Annotated in this window: 4 protein-coding genes; 1 reads left to right on the forward strand and 3 read right to left on the reverse strand. The window is 43.1% G+C overall.

Annotated elements, in window-relative coordinates:
- The 3 genes from IQ229_RS22255 to IQ229_RS22265 all read right to left on the reverse strand — a co-directional run.
- The coding region (locus IQ229_RS22255) for a hypothetical protein (RefSeq protein WP_194047469.1) at window positions 1-384 on the reverse strand (384 nt) is incomplete at its 3' end.
- Window positions 385-519: 135 nt separating this feature from the next.
- Window positions 520-1,413 (reverse strand): RpnC/YadD family protein, encoded by an 894-nt coding sequence (locus IQ229_RS22260; protein WP_194047471.1) that lies wholly within the window; start codon window positions 1,411-1,413, stop codon window positions 520-522.
- 77 nt (window positions 1,414-1,490) lie between these two features.
- Window positions 1,491-2,288: a hypothetical protein gene (locus tag IQ229_RS22265; protein WP_194047473.1), complete on the reverse strand. Its 798-nt coding sequence runs from the start codon at window positions 2,286-2,288 to the stop codon at window positions 1,491-1,493.
- 183 nt (window positions 2,289-2,471) lie between these two features.
- Between IQ229_RS22265 and IQ229_RS22270 the strand changes: the two genes are divergently transcribed.
- A complete protein-coding gene (locus IQ229_RS22270; protein WP_194047475.1) occupies window positions 2,472-2,621 on the forward strand; it encodes a hypothetical protein in 150 nt (49 codons plus the stop codon).
- Window positions 2,622-2,841 lie beyond the last annotated feature (220 nt).

Genomic DNA, 2,841 nt, shown 5'->3' on the forward strand with positions numbered 1-2,841 from the left:
ATATAATTGTTGTGGGGTCAAAGTTGCGATCGCGGCTAATACAGATTTAGCAAAGTGAGTATCATGCCCGCTTTCTAATATATAAGGTCTGTCTGCTTGAATTGTAATCAGCAACTTGTAAACTTCCTTTCCCCTGCGCTCACACTTCTCAAATTTGAGTTCTCGCAAATATCCAGTTAAGGCAGTTTGGTTAATCGCACTCGCTTCACTATTGTTTAGGGTATACCACAGTGAACCATTGTGACGATTGCAGTAGATTTTGCTACTGCCTGCATCAGAGTGCAATCCTAGTTTTGGCTTATTGATTGAAGCGATTAATTGCTTGAGTAGTTCCTCTTGGCGCATCAAAGCAGCAAGTAATTCGGCATTTTCTTGAGGGTTCATTGTTCAATACCAATACATTTCACTTTCGCATTGGCGCAGCCGTAGATTTCAGATGTATCAAGTGCATAGCCAATAAAACAGCGCTCTTGATTTCACAATAGCGCTCTTTATTACTCATTATTTGCCCTGTACAAATTATTGATGTGAATTAAATCTTGCTAGCAAATCTTCACGAGATAATTCAAGACATAGGGGAGTAAATTCTTCTGGTGTTAGCTGCAATAAACTATCAACAACTCTTGACAACTCTTCATCAACAGAACCAAACCTAAATCTCAACAAGTTTTCTACAACTTGACGTTGCCCTTGCTGTACTCCCTCAAGTTTAGTTGTTTCTTCCCACTGCTGGTAAGCTTGCGACAAATTCATGATTAATTCCTGCTCATCTTCTGTTAAAGTTTCTTGCTGTTGAACTATAATGACCCGCAAATTAGTAATCAGTTTGAGAGTATTCTGTCTTAATTGGTTGCTTTCGGGTAGTGCCAGCAATTCATCAATGGCAGTACGTTGCGTTTCGCCTCTACCCAAAATCCTCAGCCATAATGTTTCTTCTGTTACTGGTAGCTCGTTAACCGCTACTATTGCTGCTCTAAAACACTTCTGGAAAAAGTAAACTCCCCTGCTCCACTTTTCTAAATCTAGTTTAACCTCTAAATCCTCCAACAGAGAGGCTGAAGCGCTAGGCGATATAATCCACAAACGCGCTAAACTATCTTCTGGTAAACTGGTTTTCTCTCGCTTGGCTTTGCGTTGTGAGTCTGCAATCACGGTGAACAGTTTCAGAAAACAGTTGCGTACTTCTGACCTACTTGGTTGATTGCGGAATGGTTCCAAAAGTGCCGTATTTAACACAGCGATTCTGCCCAATAATCCAAGATTTTGAGCTTGGGCAGTTGGTGTGCTTGTAAACAAAACGTCAACAAATCTGGTTTCATCAGTGACTTGTTTGTTAACTTCTACTCTACCTAAAGGAGACAACAACTCCTCTAATAATTCCTTAGAAAACTGATCGTAAGGCTTGCTAGTCATGTTTTAAAGGTGAACTGTGTTTTATTTTAAAAGGATTGGTTATGGTTGCATGGTGGGTATGAAAACCCACCTTTTACTTACGCCGCTACCAACTCCCGACGAACTTGCGGCAGTTCAATCGGAGCAGTTGCCCTAGACAGTGCTTCTACAGCCTCCCTGACACACCAATACCGTACTCCATCACCACAGCGCCAGTAGTAGGTCTTGGGGTCGTTTTCCCAGACTTCATTGGGGTTTCGGACTTTGAAGAGTATGCCCAAAAACTCACCATCTAGATATACATTGTGAGCCGTCTGAAGGTCAGTGCGTCCTACATAGGTCAGTCGATAGCCGTCCACTGGTTCGCACAAGTCTTCTGCACGAGTTCCGCGATACGAGCAGTTACCGCACCCATGACCTTCGCAGTCTGGACAGATGGCAGCAGGCATATTCCACTTCGGCAGGGTGAAGTCCCATTCAGCCGGTGGCGTTAATATTCGAGCCTTGTGAGAGATATAACAACCAGCGTGACCGATTACTTTATCAGGATAGTATTGGACGCTCAACGATAGCCAATCACAATCACCCAACAAGCCAATTTTCTCAGCAGCTTGTTTCAATTCCTCATCTTCTTCGTGATTGCACTTTACTGGAGCAGAAAGACTCGCTTTTACCTCTGCAACAGCGCGTTTGAATGATTGTTTATGGTATCGAGCATAACCGTGGGTCATTTTCACCCACACAATATCATCATTGTTGATCCAGATAGTTACTACATCTTCGGGCTTGCACTCTTTTGAATAGTCCGATTGATTGACGATAGTTGCAATGATTTGGCGATTCTGTGTGGTTAGCGGATCTTTTGTTGGCGTAGGGGCTGAAACTTGTGTCATCATTAGAAAATACCTCTTAAATGGGTAAAAAGGCGATCACGAGTTTTCCAGACGCAGCGATCGGCCTATTTTTATTGGTCAGTTTGTTGTGGCTTGCCACAACACTCTCACTCTAGATTTGGCGAAGCCTTATAGAACCCATCTGCTCCTGAGCCAATATTTGAACCATCCGAAAAACAGCAAAAAGTGAAAGTTGTTCATTTAAGCCATGATGACGATCCGCGAAACACTGAAGCACGGCTGGGAATTGAGCGCCGAAATCAGTTAACTCGTGTACGAACGCTCTTAGCAACAACTGTGGAACTGTTACTTGAGGCAGCCAATACCCTAGATTAGTCACAGAAACTAATCAGAGTTTTGTGCATTTAACTTGACCTTGAAATACTGCCGCTTTAGTTTCGAGTCGCCCCGGTTGAGGTACTGTTTGGAGCTTTCAAAAATAGTTATTAGTCCGCGTTTCTCCATGAAATTGAGTATCATTTATAAACGATTGGTCGGCTTGGGCAGTTGCCTTTTGTCCCCACAATAGCCCTAACCCTCGCATTCGCCACAAACC

Source organism: Nostoc cf. edaphicum LEGE 07299 (genome assembly GCF_015207245.1).
Classification (GTDB): domain Bacteria; phylum Cyanobacteriota; class Cyanobacteriia; order Cyanobacteriales; family Nostocaceae; genus Nostoc; species Nostoc edaphicum_B.

What these genes read in the sequence shown, in the direction of transcription:
- IQ229_RS22260 (WP_194047471.1), bottom strand. Translation starts at nt 1,413, where the DNA reads ATGACTAGCAAGCCTTACGATCAGTTTTCTAAGGAATTATTAGAGGAG.
- IQ229_RS22265 (WP_194047473.1), bottom strand. Translation starts at nt 2,288, where the DNA reads ATGATGACACAAGTTTCAGCCCCTACGCCAACAAAAGATCCGCTAACC.